Raw genomic sequence first — 13,970 nt, 5'->3', positions numbered from 1 at the left:
TATCATTCAGGTTAAGGACGAACTTCGGGGCTTGCCGGACGGCACCGCCTACAACGCTGCAAAGTTGGCCGGTGCGGGCCTAGGATTGATCTCCGTGACCATCCCCCGCAATCCGGGCGACCTCTTGAGCCGCCGCCGGAAACTCCTGTACATCCTCCTCCTCGGTGCCCTGACCGCCCTGGGTCCGTTCACGATCGACCTCTACCTTCCTGCGTTCCCCGCCCTGGAGGCGGGCCTGGGAGTGAGCGAGGCGCAGGTTCAGCTGACCCTGGCGGGAACTACCGTGGGCTTTGCCATCGGCCAGCTGGTGGTGGGCCCGTTCAGCGACAGGTTCGGCCGCAGGACGCCCCTGATCCTGGCCACGGCATTGCACATCGCAGCGTCCCTGGGGGCTGCCCTGTCCACGGACATCACCGCCCTGGGCATATTCCGCGTCCTAATGGGCGTGGGTGCTGCCGGCGGCGGTGTGGTGGCCATGGCGATGGTCCGGGATCTGTTCTCCGGCTACGCGATGGTCAAGATGTTTTCCCGGATGTCCCTGGTCAATGGCCTGGCGCCGATCCTGGCACCAGTGATCGGCTCGCAGCTGCTCCTGGTGATGGCATGGCCCGGGATTTTCGTCTTCCTTGCGGCCTACGGCACGCTGGTGATCATCGCCTCGCTGTTCCTGGTGCGTGAGACCCTTCCGCCGGAAAATCGCCGGCATGGCGGGATGACCGTCCGCCAGCGTTACCGGATCCTTTTCGGCGACCGGGTCTTTGTGGGACTGCTGATGGTGGCCGGCCTGAACTTCGGCGGCCTGTTCACGTACCTTTCGGCCTCGCCGTTCCTGTTCCAGGACATCTTTGGCTTCTCGCCCCAGCAGTACGGCCTGCTCTTTGGCATCAACTCGCTGGGCATTGTTGCCGGAATCCAAACGAGCTCCCGCCTCATCCGGCGGGTGCCGCCGCAGTGGATCCTTGCCGGCGCCACCGCCTGGATGTTCGTGATGGCCATGCTGATCGTGGTGTTCGACCAGTTGGGTTTTGGCCTCTGGGGAGTCATGGTTCCGCTGTGGTTCTACATCATGGGGACGGGCTTCATGTTCCCCTGCGTGCAGGTGCTCGCCCTGGCCGGCCACGCCGCCCAGGCGGGAACTGCAGCTTCCCTGCTGGGCTTCTCGACCTTCATGATGGCCGGCCTCATCTCCCCTGTGGTTGGCTGGCTGGGCATCACCAGCGCCGCTCCCATGGGAGCGGTGCAGGCAGTGTGCATCCTGCTGGCCATCACGGCGCTTTGGCTGGTAGTCCGGCCGCGCACCGTCCCATCGATCCACTGACGCCATGAAGGACACTGCCGGACGAAAGCCGCACCGCAACCGCCGGGGACTCTTCCTCGGGGCGGTGATTGGCGCCGTCGTGGGCTACTTCGCCGGCCGCGCGCTGGGGAATCCTGCCATGGGCATTGTGCTGGGGATGGTGGCCGGATCGGCCCTGCTGTACCGGGTCAACCCCGGCCCTTGGAACCGTCCCTGACCCTGCCGTGCCTCGGGCTTGCACCCCGAGCCGCGCGGGCTGGCTCTGCCGCCGAACCCCGCCCGCGCGATAAAATGTTGTCCGTGCCCAACTGGCAGGATCAACCGCCGCTTCCGGCCACGTGGCAACGGTGCGATAACCGGATACTGCCACTGTGGTGGGACCGGTTGTGTGCCCAGAGCGGCAGCCAGTCCGCCGCCCTCTACGCCGCAGGCCTGTTCACCGAAGACCGCCGCCGCCCCATTGCCCAGTGGTACAACCCCGCTTTCAAAGCCGCGTTGCTGGTGGCTCCGGAAACATCCCCCGAATGGCCCGTGCAGCGCTTTGGAATCTTCTATGCCCCGCCGGAAACCGGCTTCGTCCGGATCCATTCGGCACCCCACGAGTGGAACCCCCGCCAGCCACGGAAGTCCCCCACCGAGCAAGAGGCGTTCATCGCCGCCATCGCCGAAGCGGAGCGCTTCCTGCAGGTGGAAATGGACTTCGTCTAGGAAGACAAAAATCCCCGCCCCTCCACACGGGAGGAACGGGGATTTTTTTGATGGCTCCTCCTGCTGGACTTGAACCAGCAACCCTTCGATTAACAGTCGAATGCTCTGCCAATTGAGCTAAGGAGGAATGAAGCAGGTATGACATTAGCAAAGGTTTCCGGCCAAAGTGAAATCGGCGTTCCCGCCCGCCCGGGACCGCTTTCCGGCACATAAAAATCCCCGCTCCGGAGGACCGGAACGGGGATTGTGCGCTCCTCCTGCTGGACTTGAACCAGCAACCCTTCGATTAACAGTCGAATGCTCTGCCAATTGAGCTAAGGAGGAATGAAGCGGGTATCAGCCTAGCAAAGACCCCGGCTGGAAACGAAATCGAGGGAGCGGCCGGGGGTGCCGCGGCTAGGCTTCCGCCCGCAGGGACCGGCGTTCCATCTCCAGCATCATCAGTTCCCGGTTAAGGCGCTGGTACGTTTCTGGATCCGTTGCAGGGTCCAGCCGCTGGAGCTGGCCCATCTTGTCCGCCTTGACGCGTGTGATCTGAAGCTCGAACAGCCGTGACAGGATGTCGCGGCAATACTTCTGGACGGCTTCCTCGGTGCTCGCGGGCAGCGGCACCACGGCCAGTTCGGACACCAGGGGCCGCAACGGTTCGGGGACCTCATGCATCACCTGCTCCACCCACCGGACGGGGTCGCCGGTCAGGGCAGGGTCCGTGGCACGCATGGCATCATGGACCGCCTGGAAGGCGGGGGTGACGAACCGCGCGGCCGAAAAACGCTCCCAGATCCCACCGGCAAGCAGAGACGGTTCCTGCAGGGCAACCTCAAGGGCCTGCCGCTCCATTGACGCCACGGGGTCCCGGGGGTCCGGACGGTGGTAGGAAGGAACAGCGCCCGACGGCGGCCCGGCAGCCACGCCGGGTCCGCCTGCTTGGGCAGTGGCGGCGGAGGACCGTGGCACCTGCCCGGGAGCACCGCCCTGGTCGCCGCGCTTGCCGGCGTTTTTGACTTCGGCGTTGACCAGCCGCAGCACCTCGTTCGGGTCCGGCATGCCCAGCCAGCCGGTCAGCGCCTGGCAATAGCCCGTACGGGTGGAGGCGTCACGGATGGCAGCCACCACGGGCACGGAGGCCTTCAATCCCTGCACCCGGCCTTCCACCGTGTCCAGGTTGAACTGCTTCAGGGTGGTGCGGATGGCAAACTCGAACAGCGGCCGGCGGGACTGGACCAGGGCGTGCACGGCTTCGTCGCCCCTGCTTTGGCGCAGGTCGCAGGGATCGGCGCCGGAGGGCTCCACAGCCACATACGTCTGGGCGGTAAAACGCTGGTCCTCCTCGAAGGCACGCAGCGCGGCCTTCTGCCCCGCGGCGTCGCCGTCAAAGGTGAAGACGACTTCTCCCCCGGTGCCGTCGTCGGACAGCAGCCGGCGGGCGATCTTGATGTGCTCGGTGCCGAACGCCGTACCGCAGGTGGCCACCGCCGTCGTGATTCCCGCGAGGTGGCACGCCATGACGTCCGTGTAGCCCTCCACCACCACCAGCTGCCGGTCCTTGGCGATGCTGCGCTTGGCGAGGTCGATGCCGTACAGGACCTGGGATTTCTTGTAGAGCGTGGTCTCAGGAGTATTGAGGTACTTGGGGCCCTGGTCGTCCTCGTAGAGCTTGCGCGCGCCGAAGCCGATGGTGTCCCCCGCGATGTCCTTGATGGGCCAAATGAGGCGGCCACGGAAACGGTCATAAATCCCCCGGTTGCCTTCGGAAAACATGCCCGTCAGCTTCAGCTCGGCGTCGGTGAAGCCGCGGCCGCGGAGGTGCTTGAGCAGCGCGTCCCAGCCCTGGGGCGCATAGCCGACGCCGAACTGCTCCGCCGCCGCCCGGTCAAAACCCCGGTTGTGCAGGAACATCCGCCCTTCGGCAGCACCGGGCGTCAGGAGCTGGGCGCGGAAGAACTCGTCCGCGATCTTGTGGGCATCCAGCAGCCGCTGCCGCCGCCCTACTTCCTCCCGGTTGGGGCCGGTCCCGCCGTCCTCGTACCGGAGCTCGTAGCCGATCCTTGCGGCGAGTTTCTCAACAGCTTCCTGGAATGAGCTGTGGTCCTGTTTCTGAACGAACGCGATGACGTCGCCGTCCTCACCGCAGCCGAAGCAATGGTAGCGGCCCACCTGCGGCCGGACAGTGAAGGAGGGGGAACGTTCATCGTGGAAGGGGCACAGGCCTTTGAACGTCCCCAACCCCGCGCCCTTGAGCGTGACGTAGCCGTCAACAACTTCCTTGATATCCGTGCGCTGGCGTACTTCGTCGATATCTTCGCGTTTGATCAGCCCAGGCACAGAGCCATCCTAGCCCCGGGGCCGGACATCCAACGCGCGGGCATAACGCAGCTCACCACAGGGACGGCAGGCTCCCCACCAGGCGCTCGTACATCGCCAGCGCGGAGCCGTCGGTCAGCGAGGCCACCTGGTCGATCACCACGCGGAGGCGGGCGCCGTCGTCGGGCGCATCCCGCCAGTCGGCGGCAAACATTGGTTCCAGGTGCCGGTCGCCGGTGGCGCTCAGCGCCGTGACCAGGGCGTGGAGCACCTCGCGCTGGCGCTCGTAGATGGGCTGGCGGTGCTCGGTGGTCATCACGAAGGTGGTGGCCAGGCCCTTCATGACGGCGATTTCCATGACTGTTTCGTCCGGCACCATCAGCTCGGCGCTGTACCGGGTCAGGTTCTCCGGGCCGTAGACGGCACGGGTGGTTTCCAAGGCACTTTGGCAGAACCGGCCGATCAGCTGGCTGGTCATGTTCTTCAGCGCAGCCATGGACTTGCGGCTGCCGTCGGCCTCGCGCACCCAGACGTCCGTGGCTTCAAGCCGGGCCAGGGCGGCGTCGATGGCGGCCGGATCGTTGTGCGGCAGGTACCACTGCTTGGCATACCCCACAACCCGGGCGCGGTGGTCCGGGTTGTCCATCCAGCGCAGCTGGAAATGCCCGGCCACGATCGCGTCCTCAACGTCGTGCACCGAATAGGAGATGTCGTCGGCGAGGTCCATGACCTGGGCTTCCAGGCAGGACCGGCGCTCCGGGGCACCCTCCCGGATCCAGTTGAAGATGGGGAGGTCGTCCTCGTAGGCGCCGAACTTGCTGGTCCGCTGGCCGTGGATCACCGGGGCCTCCAGCGCGGACCACGGGTACTTTGCGGCCGCGTCGAGGCTGGCCCTGGTGAGGTTCAGCCCCGCCGGCTGCCCGTCCGGGGTCAGCACCTTGGGTTCCAGCCTGGTCAGCAGCCGCAGGGTCTGCGCGTTGCCTTCGAATCCGCCGATGGCGTGGGCCACCTCGTTGAGTGCCGATTCACCGTTGTGGCCGAACGGCGGATGGCCGAGGTCGTGGCTGAGGCAGGCGGTGTCCACCACATCCGGATCGCAGCCCAGGGCACGGCCCAGTTCACGGCCCACCTGGGCCACTTCCAGGCTGTGCGTAAGGCGCGTCCTGACAAAGTCGTCCGTGTCCGGGGCCACCACCTGGGTCTTGGCGCCCAGCCGGCGGAGCGCCGAGGAATGCAGCACGCGGGCGCGGTCCCGCTCAAAATCCGAGCGGTAGACGTTCTTGGGCGGTTCCTCCACCCAGCGGGCGGAGTCATGGGTGTCGTAGCCTGGCAGGACGGGGGCGGCAGTGCGCGTTTCAGCCACCGGAAACATCCAGTTCCGCCGCCGAGATGTCCCGGGTCTGGTCGGCATTGAGGGCACGGGATTCCAGCCAGTCCTTCGGCAGCGCCGGCCTCTTGGGTGAGCCGGCGCGGCCGCGGGGACCTTCGGCGTCGCCGCCCGGGTAGGGCGAGTCGGCATCCAGCTCGTCCAGCGCGGCGCGCAGCTCCTCAAGGCTGTTCACCAGCGCCATCCGCGTGCGGAGTTCGCCTCCCACCACGTAGCCCTTGAAGTACCAGGCGATGTGCTTCCGAATTTCCCGCAGCGCCTTGCCTTCGTCCCCGAAAGTCTCCACCATCAGTTCCGCGTGCCGGTAGACGCCCTGCGCAACCTGGCCCAGGTTGGGCCTGTGCCGGGTGTCGCTGCCCTCAAACGCTGCCTGCAGGTCGCCGAAAAGCCAGGGCCTGCCCTGGCAGCCGCGGCCCACCACCACACCGTCAACGCCGGTTTCGCGGACCATCCGGACCGCGTCCTCCGCGGACCAGATATCGCCGTTGCCCAGCACCGGGATATCCGGAAGCGCCTCGCGGAGGCGGGCGATGGCGGACCAGTCGGCCTGCCCGGAGTAGAACTGCGCGGCCGTCCTGCCGTGAAGCGCGACGGCGGCAACGCCGGCATCGCGCGCAATGCGGCCGGCGTCGAGGTACGTGAGATGGTCGTCGTCGATGCCCTTGCGCATCTTGATGGTCAGCGGGATGTTGCCCCTTGAGGCTTCCTTGACGGCCGTCTGCACAATCGACGTAAACAGGTCGATCTTCCAGGGCAGGGCCGAGCCGCCGCCCCGGCGGGTGACTTTGGGAACGGGGCAGCCGAAGTTGAGGTCGATATGGTCCGCGCGGTCCTCCTCGACGAGCATGCGTACGGCGGCGCCTACTGTCACCGGGTCCACGCCGTACAGCTGGACGGACCGGACTTTTTCGTCGTCGTCGTGGGAAATGATCCGCAGGGACTCGGGGGTCCGCTCCACCAGCGCCCGGGAGGTGACCATCTCTGCCACGTACATGCCGCCGCCGTACTCCCGGCACAACCGGCGGAACGCCGAGTTGGTGATGCCGGCCATGGGTGCCAGGATCACCGGCGTGTCCACGGTGATGGGACCCAGCTTCAGGGGCGGGAGTTCCAGCTTGGGGGCGGGAGTAGTTGCTGCAACAGTCACCTGTCTATTGTTGCAAAGCCGGGCAAATCGGGAGTCTACGCCCGTGCGGGACCGGTCAGCCCCGTTCCGCCCGGCGTCCCCGCCGGGTGGGCGGCTCGGTGCCCTCCCCTGCGGCCGACCGCCGGGAGCGCCCCTCCAGTGCGGCGGCTGCGAGGGCGCCTGTGTCCTCGACGTCGTCCACGATCGTGTGGCCGCCGTTGCCGTTGGCTGAGCCGGCCGGTGTCCAGCCCGGCCCGGCCGCTGCCATAGCAGGGGCGGCGGCCCCGGCGTCCGCCCGGATGCCGGTGGCCTTGACCACCAGGACCGCGATCAGCGTGGTGACGGGGATGGCCAGCACCAGGCCGATGGAGCCCACCAGGGTCCGGATGACTTCCTCTGACAGCTCCGCGCTGGTGAGCGTGTCCGCGAGCGGGCGGTCGTACAGCATCACGATGATGAGGATGGGCAGGGCCGCGCCGGCGTACGCGAAGGCGATGGTGTACACCGTGGAGGCGATGTGGTCGCGGCCGATCCGCATGGCTGAGGTGAACAGCTTCCGGGCACTGCTCCCCGGTGCCAGTTCATAGAGTTCCCAGACGGCGGAGGACTGGGTGATGGTCACGTCGTTGAGGACACCCAGCCCGGAGATGATGAGCCCGCACAGGATGACGCCGGAGATGGAGATATTGGCAGAAGTGTTCACCAGGGTGGTGGCATCGTGGCTGCCCACCCCGGCGAGGTTGGCGGCGCCCGTGGCCCAGGCGGCCAGGAGCGCCGTGATCCCCAGTCCGAACATGGTGCCCAGCAGCGCGGTGGAGGTCCGTGCCGAGAATCCGTGGGCGAAGTACAGGACGCCAATCATGATCACCGTGGAGCCCACCAGGGCCAGCAGCAGTGGCGGTTTCCCCTCCACCAGCCCCGGGAGCATAAAGCTGGCCAGCACGAAGTAGGCGCCGACGAGCCCGATCAGGGCACGCAGGCCCCGCCAGCGGGCCACCGCAATCACCACCGCCGCATACAGCAGTGCGAGCAGGACGATCGGCAGGGTCCGGACGAAGTCCACAAAAATGAACGCCGGCGAACCCTGGCCCGCGGAGGCGCCCTGGGCGTTGGACAGGTTGAGGTACCGGATCTGGTCACCGGGCTTGACCCCATGGGACTTGGCGACGTCCGGGTTGATGACCACCTTGACCGGGCTGCCTCCCTTGTCCGGCTCCGTGAAGGCGAAGGTGCAGTCCGATCCCGGCTGGGATTGCTGGCCCTGGGACTGGTCGCCCGTACCCTGGCCGCCCGAACCCTGCTGGCTTTGGCCCTGCTGTGACGCGCCCTGCATGCAGTCCTCCGTCACCACGCTTTGGATGGTGCCGGTGTCGAAGGTGACCCCGGGGGCGGCGGAGTAGGGGTTGGCCAGGGAAATACCCTCTTTGCTGCCCGAGGGCCAGAGCATCGCCATTCCCGCGAGCGTGAGCAGCGTCAGCGGGATCAGCACCGCCGCCAGGATGCGGTTGGCTTTCCGTCGGGCGGCCATCGCTTCCGGCGTCGGCTCCGAATGGCCTGTGGAAGCGTGGGAGTGACCGGACCCCATCAGCAGTAGAACCTCATACATTGAACTCTACGTCCGGCACCGTAGGGTTGATAAATGGAACTTTGGGGACTGGGAGGTACCGGGCATGGCCAGCAGCAGTACTGAGGAAAACGGCGGATCCCGCCCTGCCGGTGCACCCGCGGTTGCCCGGCAGGCAGTGCTCCGCGTCCTTCAACCGGCGGCTCCCACCCGGGGTGTTGCCCTGGTCCTGCATGGCGGCAAGTCCCAGAGCCGCGAGCCCGTCGAGGCCCGGCACCTGAGTCCGGCGAGGATGGTGCCCTTCGCGCGGCACCTGCACCGCGCCGGCCGCAAGCATGGGCTGGCTGTGTGGTCCCTGCGCAACAGCGTCCGCGGCTGGAACGGCGCTGAGATGACCCCGCTCCAGGACGCCCGCTGGGCACTTGGGCAGATCCAGGAGCAGCACCCGGGCGTGCCGATCTTCCTGGTGGGCCATTCCATGGGCGGGCTCACCGCCGTCTGCGCCGCGGACCAGCCCGGGGTGGAGGCCGTCGTCGCCCTTGCTCCCTGGCTCAGCCCGGGAACTCCCGTCTCCGCGGTTGCAGGCCGCAAGGTGCTTATTGTCCATGGCACCAGGGACAGGTGGACCAGCCCCGCGGCGTCGCAGTTGTTCGCCCGGCGCGCTTCGGCCGGCGCCGCGAGCATGCAGTACGTGGCGCTCAAGGGGGCAGGCCACTTCATGCTCCGCAAGATCGGGCTGTGGCAGACGCTCACTACGGGCTTCGTGATGAAGGCTTTCGCCGAAAGCACCGGCGCTGACGTTGCCCTGCCTGCAGCCTTCGCCCGGCTGCTCCCGGAATCAGCGGTCCAGGTGACCCTGTAAGCCCCTGCCCCCAGCCCCTCCCCCAACCAGGTAGCGCTAAGTGTCGTTTTGAGGCCCCATAACGACACTTGGCGCTACCTGGTTGGGCTTGGCGGGGCTAGTCCGAGACGATGAGGGTTTCCGGGCCGGCAAGCCGCGCCTTGCCGCTTTCCAGCAGGGGCTCGACGGCGGCACGGAGGGCCGTCATGGAGTCGTCCAGTTCCAGCATCACCGGGTGCTGGTACGCGATCAGCGCGAGCATGTCCCGGACCGCTTCCGCAGCATCATCCGCGGCGAGGCCGGGTTCATGGCCGACGAACACGTCCGTGGGCGCTTCAGGTCCGGCAGCTTCCTGGCCTGGTGCCGCGTCCGGGTTGGCGGGCGCGGCGTAGCTCACGGCGAAGGCCCGGATCCGGCCCTTCCTGGTGGGCGCCACGCCGGCGCCGAACGCAGACTCTGGCCGCGCCCGCAGCACGATGGCGCCGTGGGCACCGGTGAGGTCGTCCAGGAACAGCTTCTGCACCTGCCCCACCGAGAGCACTCCGGGCGAATCCCAGCCGTGGATCGAGGTGTAGTACCTGCCCACAACGTCGGTCAATTCAACGGACCCTGTTGCGAGGTCCATCACGATGTCGGAGCCCGCATTTGCATCGTTGGCGGGCCCGCCGCCGTCGTCCCCGGCAGGGAACACAGGAAGCCGCAGGGCTCCCGGTTCTATGACCACCAGCCGCGAACGCTGGATGGGCGCAAGCTCGAAGGCCTCCGCGAAAGCGGCCCCCGGAGTGCCCGGCTCCACTTTGGCGCGGAGTTTGGAAACGCCCGACGGCGACTGGCCGGCCTCGCGGCGCAGCATGGTCAGGAGGGTGGCACCGATGCCGGAACGCCGGTGGTCCCGGGCCACTTCGATGTAGGCCCAGAGCCGTTCAGGGTGCAGCGACGCCTCGTAGACCACGCCCGCCGCCACGGGGATGCCGACGCCGTCGATCACGTCCTCGGCAACGATGCAGCGGCGCCACGGCGTGCCGCCGCTCCCGTCGGAGGACAGGGTCAACGCGCCCCGGAACTGGCGGGCCTGCTGGGTCTCCGGGTCGCCCCAGATCTCCAGCAGGGCCAGGTCGTCACCTTCCCGCCATTCGCGGTATTCGATGGCCATGGCTAGGCGCCGATCAGGCGTGCGGCCAGGTAGCCCTCCACCTTGTCCAGGGAGACGCGTTCCTGGCTCATGGTGTCCCGCTCGCGGATGGTCACTGCCTGGTCCTCGAGGGTGTCGAAGTCCACAGTGATGCAGAACGGGGTACCGATTTCGTCCTGGCGGCGGTAGCGGCGGCCAATGGCGCCGGCGTCGTCGAAGTCGATGTTCCAGTTCTTGCGCAGCTGCGCACCCAGGGCCTTGGCCTTCGGGGACAGGTCCTCGTTGCGGCTCAGCGGCAGGACGGCGGCCTTGACGGGGGCAAGGCGCGGATCCAGCCGCAGGACGGTGCGGACGTCCACGCCGCCCTTGGCGTTAGGGGCCTCGTCCTCGGTGTAGGCGTCCACCAGGAAGGCCATGAAGGAACGGGTCAGGCCGGCCGCCGGCTCGATCACATAGGGGGTGTAGCGCTCGTTGGTGGCCTGGTTGAAGTAGCTCAGGTCCGTGCCGGAAGCCTTGGCGTGCGTGGAGAGGTCGAAGTCTGTGCGGTTGGCGATGCCTTCCAGTTCGCCCCACTCGGAGCCCTGGAAGCCGAAGCGGTACTCGATGTCCGTGGTGCCCTTGGAGTAGTGGCTCAGCTTCTCCTGCGGGTGCTCGAAGAAGCGCAGGTTTTCCTCGCGGATGCCCAGGCCGGTGTACCAGGCCATGCGCTCGTTCATCCAGTACTTGTGCCATTCCTCATCGGTGCCGGGCTCGACGAAGAACTCCATCTCCATCTGCTCGAACTCGCGGGTGCGGAAGATGAAGTTGCCCGGGGTGATCTCGTTGCGGAAGGACTTGCCGATCTGGCCGATGCCGAACGGCGGCTTCTTCCGCGAGGTGGTGAGGACGTTGTTGAAGTTCACGAAAATGCCCTGCGCCGTCTCCGGACGCAGGTAGTGCAGGCCCTCTTCGCTGGCAACCGGACCCAGGTAGGTCTTGAGCAGGCCGGAGAATTCCTGCGGTTCGGTCCATTCGCCGCGGGTGCCGCAGTTGGCGCAGGCGATGTCCTTGAGGCCGTTCTCGGCGGGGCGGCCCTTCTTTTCCTCGTACTCTTCCTCGAGGTGGTCTGCCCGGTAGCGCTTGTGGCAGGAGAGGCACTCCACCAGGGGGTCGGAGAAGACCTCCACATGCCCGGAGGCTTCCCACACCTGGCGGGGCAGGATGACGGAGGAGTCCAGGCCCACCACGTCCTCGCGCCCGCGGACCATGGACTGCCACCACTGGCGCTTGATGTTTTCCTTCAGCTCGGCGCCAAGGGGGCCGTAGTCCCAGGCAGAGCGCGAACCTCCGTAGATCTCACCGGCCTGGAACACGAATCCCCTGCGCTTGGAGAGGGAAATGACCTGGTCGAGAACGGATTTTGCTGCCATGGGGGTAACTCCAATTTCTACAGGGCCGCTGGGTGCGGTCCGCGGTTTGCTGGCCCGGTGGAACCAGCGGTGGGATATCTCTGGTTGCCGGGCGGGGCGGATGAAGGGAAAGCGAAAAAGCTGCGTGCCCTAGCCTACCGGCCGCTACCTGCGCAGCGCGCCCCGCGGCCATGGCAGCGTGGCAAGGATGATGGCGGCGAGGGTAAGGATGGTGCCCAGCACCGTGGCCGGCGCCACTACCGTCCCCGGAGTTGGCAGCACGACATCCAGGGCGAGCGAACCCAGCAGTTGCCCGGCAATCATGCCCAGTCCGGTGACCAGGACCCCCAGGCTGCGGACCAGCAGCGCGCCCAGCCCGATGAACACGCAGCCCATGGGACCGCCCACGTAGTACCACCACTCCCCCGGCAGCGGATTGCCCCATCCGGCCACCGAGACTTTGATGGCGTACGCGGCCCACAGTACGGCGGAGCCGGCCACGAAGTTGACCAGCGTTGCAGCGATGGGCGTGCCGTAGTGGACGGTGGCTGTTCCGTTCATGGCCTGCTGGAAGCTCATCAGGAACCCTGCCGCCACCGGCAACAGGAGCGGAACAAGCAGGGCCGCCGCGCCGCCGCCTGGTCCTGCGCCGGCGTCGGAGGCCATGCCCGTTGATCCAGTGAAGCGGGGCGAAACGGCCCAGGCCACGGCGGCAATGGTCAACAGGCAGCCAACGACGCGGATGCCGGTGACGGGTTTCCGGCCGGCCGGTCCGATGCCCAGCCGGTCCACCAGCAGCCCGCTGACGGTCTGGCCGGTGACCGTGGCGACCGTGAACAGGGCAACGCCAAGGAGTGCCACTGTGAAGGACTGGGCGAAGACGAAGAGCGCGCCGATGCCGCCGGCCAGGACGTACACGCGCGGAAAAGCCCTGCTCCGGACTGCGGGCAGGATCCTAGCCAGGCCGGCCCGGCCGCGCGGCAGGACCAGCGAGATGAGGATCATCAACACCAGTCCGGTGCTGAAACTCACCACTGCGGCGGCGATGCCGTCGTTGAGGCGGGCTCCAAGGGCTCCGTTGATACGGCCCTGGACGGGAATGGCGAGGCCCGCGCCCACCGCCAGGGGAAGGCCTGCGATCAGCGGCAGGCGGGGGCTGGGGGTCATTGAATCCACCTTACGTCAGGCATCATTGCTTCTATGAGCAATGTTGAAGAGATCACCATCCGCGACAGCATGATCCGCCTTGGCCAGCTCCTGAAGCTCGCCAACCTGGTGGAGGACGGGGTGGAAGCGGCGGAGCTCATTAAGAACGGGCTCGTCAAGGTCAACGGGGAAATCGACGACCGCCGCGGCCGGCAGCTGCACAACGGGGACACCGTCACGGTGAACGGGCAGACTGTGCGCGTGGCAGCGCCCGCAGCCTGACGCCGAAGGGCGGCACTGGCCCGCCGCCCGGCGTCATAGGTCCTACTTCTTGAGGACCTCGTGGGTGAGGAACTCGCCCACGTGCCCGATCTCCTGCTGGTTGATCCCGTGCCACATGCCGGTGTAGAGCACCTTGGTGAGCCTGACGTGCTTGCGGACCCAGGCCATGGTGAAGTCGATTTTGTCCGGGGTGATTACGGGGTCCTGCTGGTCACGGCCCCAGAACATCGGAATAGTTCCGTCCAGCTCGTCATCCCGGAAGCTGGGATCGTCGCCGGCGTCCACCACAAAGCCTGAGAGTCCGACGACGGCTGCGAAGTCCGTGGGCCGCTGCCGCAGGAGCGTGGTGGCCATGGCCATGCCCATGGAGAAACCGAGCAGGGACACCGACGGGTGCCCCGCCCTGATGGTGTCGATCCAGTCCAGCACGAAGGAGGACGCGGCTTTGACCCGCTCGAGCGAGTAGTCAATGGACGCGGTGAGCGGGAACCAGGTGAACCCGGGGCCCATGGCGATGGGCGCCCGGATCGAGGCGACCGCGAAGTCGCCGGGCAGCAGGTCGGCCAGGCTCAGCAGGTCCTGCTCGTTGGCTCCGTAGCCGTGCAGCAGCACCAGCAGCGGCTTGCCGTCGCGCTGGTCCTCCGGATGGGACCACAAAACGACAGGGGCAGGAAATACTTCGGCTTCAGTCATGGTTTCCATTCTTACCAGTTACTAAGAGGTAACAACCTACGTTCGCGTAGCCAGAGAAGCGAAAGGCAGGATGGAGACCGTGACTGAAGAAAGTGCTATCCA

Annotated in this window: 13 protein-coding genes and 2 tRNA genes; 5 read left to right on the top strand and 10 right to left on the bottom strand. The window is 67.0% G+C overall.

The window, feature by feature from the left end:
* Positions 1–94: 94 nt before the first annotated feature.
* From Q9R30_RS04520 to Q9R30_RS04510, 3 genes are all read left to right on the top strand, one after another.
* Positions 95–1,318 (top strand): multidrug effflux MFS transporter, encoded by a 1,224-nt coding sequence (locus Q9R30_RS04520; protein ID WP_311216899.1) that lies wholly within the window; start codon positions 95–97, stop codon positions 1,316–1,318.
* Positions 1,319–1,322: 4 nt separating this feature from the next.
* Entirely contained in the window at positions 1,323–1,514 is a 192-nt protein-coding gene (locus Q9R30_RS04515; RefSeq protein WP_104997340.1) for a hypothetical protein, read from the top strand.
* An 83-nt stretch (positions 1,515–1,597) separates the two neighbouring features.
* Complete coding sequence (locus tag Q9R30_RS04510; protein ID WP_104997339.1) at positions 1,598–2,005, top strand: hypothetical protein; 408 nt, start codon at positions 1,598–1,600, stop codon at positions 2,003–2,005.
* Positions 2,006–2,056: 51 nt separating this feature from the next.
* Here the strand turns inward: Q9R30_RS04510 and Q9R30_RS04505 are convergent.
* The 6 genes from Q9R30_RS04505 to Q9R30_RS04480 all read right to left on the bottom strand — a co-directional run bounded on the left by Q9R30_RS04505 (position 2,057) and on the right by Q9R30_RS04480 (position 8,407).
* Positions 2,057–2,132, bottom strand: a tRNA-Asn gene (locus Q9R30_RS04505).
* 124 nt (positions 2,133–2,256) lie between these two features.
* Positions 2,257–2,329, bottom strand: a tRNA-Asn gene (locus Q9R30_RS04500).
* A 72-nt stretch (positions 2,330–2,401) separates the two neighbouring features.
* Complete coding sequence (gene dnaG, locus Q9R30_RS04495; protein ID WP_311216898.1) at positions 2,402–4,330, bottom strand: DNA primase; 1,929 nt, start codon at positions 4,328–4,330, stop codon at positions 2,402–2,404.
* Between the two features lie 52 nt (positions 4,331–4,382).
* On the bottom strand, positions 4,383–5,681 hold the full coding sequence (locus Q9R30_RS04490; protein WP_104997337.1) for a deoxyguanosinetriphosphate triphosphohydrolase: 1,299 nt from the start codon (positions 5,679–5,681) through the stop codon (positions 4,383–4,385).
* Entirely contained in the window at positions 5,665–6,843 is a 1,179-nt protein-coding gene (gene dusB, locus Q9R30_RS04485) for a tRNA dihydrouridine synthase DusB (protein WP_311216897.1), read from the bottom strand. The genes Q9R30_RS04490 and dusB overlap by 17 nt, the downstream gene beginning before the upstream one ends.
* 55 nt (positions 6,844–6,898) lie before the next feature.
* On the bottom strand, positions 6,899–8,407 hold the full coding sequence (locus Q9R30_RS04480) for a YibE/F family protein (protein ID WP_199775398.1): 1,509 nt from the start codon (positions 8,405–8,407) through the stop codon (positions 6,899–6,901).
* 85 nt (positions 8,408–8,492) lie between these two features.
* Here Q9R30_RS04480 and Q9R30_RS04475 point away from each other — a divergent pair, with 85 nt between their 5' ends.
* Positions 8,493–9,248, top strand: coding sequence for an alpha/beta hydrolase (locus Q9R30_RS04475; RefSeq protein WP_104997334.1), 756 nt, complete (start codon positions 8,493–8,495; stop codon positions 9,246–9,248).
* A gap of 97 nt (positions 9,249–9,345) precedes the next feature.
* Here Q9R30_RS04475 and Q9R30_RS04470 read toward each other — a convergent pair whose 3' ends face one another.
* From Q9R30_RS04470 to Q9R30_RS04460, 3 genes are all read right to left on the bottom strand, one after another.
* Complete coding sequence (locus Q9R30_RS04470) at positions 9,346–10,380, bottom strand: GNAT family N-acetyltransferase (protein ID WP_311216896.1); 1,035 nt, start codon at positions 10,378–10,380, stop codon at positions 9,346–9,348.
* A gap of 2 nt (positions 10,381–10,382) precedes the next feature.
* Complete coding sequence (locus Q9R30_RS04465; protein WP_104997332.1) at positions 10,383–11,768, bottom strand: glycine--tRNA ligase; 1,386 nt, start codon at positions 11,766–11,768, stop codon at positions 10,383–10,385.
* A gap of 144 nt (positions 11,769–11,912) precedes the next feature.
* Positions 11,913–12,914, bottom strand: a complete 1,002-nt coding sequence (locus tag Q9R30_RS04460) for a DMT family transporter (RefSeq protein ID WP_104997331.1) — start codon at positions 12,912–12,914, stop codon at positions 11,913–11,915.
* A gap of 33 nt (positions 12,915–12,947) precedes the next feature.
* Here Q9R30_RS04460 and Q9R30_RS04455 point away from each other — a divergent pair, with 33 nt between their 5' ends.
* Positions 12,948–13,175, top strand: coding sequence for an RNA-binding S4 domain-containing protein (locus Q9R30_RS04455; protein ID WP_104997330.1), 228 nt, complete (start codon positions 12,948–12,950; stop codon positions 13,173–13,175).
* Positions 13,176–13,217: 42 nt separating this feature from the next.
* Here Q9R30_RS04455 and Q9R30_RS04450 read toward each other — a convergent pair whose 3' ends face one another.
* Positions 13,218–13,868 (bottom strand): alpha/beta hydrolase, encoded by a 651-nt coding sequence (locus Q9R30_RS04450; protein ID WP_104997329.1) that lies wholly within the window; start codon positions 13,866–13,868, stop codon positions 13,218–13,220.
* Positions 13,869–13,970 lie beyond the last annotated feature (102 nt).

This window comes from Arthrobacter sp. AB6 (assembly GCF_031844545.1).
Taxonomy (GTDB): domain Bacteria; phylum Actinomycetota; class Actinomycetes; order Actinomycetales; family Micrococcaceae; genus Arthrobacter.
This window is presented reverse-complemented; position numbering and strand designations above follow the sequence as displayed.